The sequence below is a fragment of the Clostridium tarantellae genome, from assembly GCF_009295725.1.
GTDB classification, from domain to species: Bacteria; Bacillota; Clostridia; order Clostridiales; family Clostridiaceae; genus Sarcina; species Sarcina tarantellae.
Window position 1 is genome coordinate 1 of sequence record NZ_WHJC01000622.1, and the last position, 577, is coordinate 577.

Genomic DNA, 577 nt, shown 5'->3' on the forward strand with positions numbered 1-577 from the left:
TTTAAACATTACTACTTCTAGTGTAGCTAACTTAACTCAAAATAAAGTTGATGTCTCTTCTGTAGGTGACACTAATTCCTTAAGTACTTCTAATAAAGTTATTGTGGATGCCATTAATGAAGTTAAAAATAATACTGATTATTCTTTAGCTAATTTAAATACTAATATTAATATTACTACTTCTAGTGTAGTTGATTTAACTCAAAGCAAAGCTGATGTTTCTTCTGTAGGTGACACTAATTCCTTAAGTACTTCTAATAAAGTTATTGTGGATGCCATTAATGAAGTTAAATCCAACACTGATTTTACTTTAGCTAATTTAAACATTACTACTTCTAGTGTAGCTAACTTAACTCAAAATAAAGTTGATGTCTCTTCTGTAGGGGATACTAATTCTTTAAGTACTTCTAATAAAGTTATTGTGGATGCCATTAATGAAGTTAAATCTAATACTGATTACACTTTAGCTAACTTAAACATTACTACTTCTAGTGTAGCTGATCTAACTCAAAATAAAGCTGATGTTTCTTCTGTGGGAGATACTAATTCTTTAAGTACTTCTAATAAAGTTATTGTG

The 577-nt window shown here is 28.2% G+C and carries 1 protein-coding gene; it reads left to right on the top strand.

Translation table 11 applies throughout. From position 1 onward, the window contains the following. The coding region (locus GBZ86_RS17600) for a hypothetical protein (RefSeq protein ID WP_170272323.1) at positions 1-577 on the top strand (577 nt) is incomplete at both ends.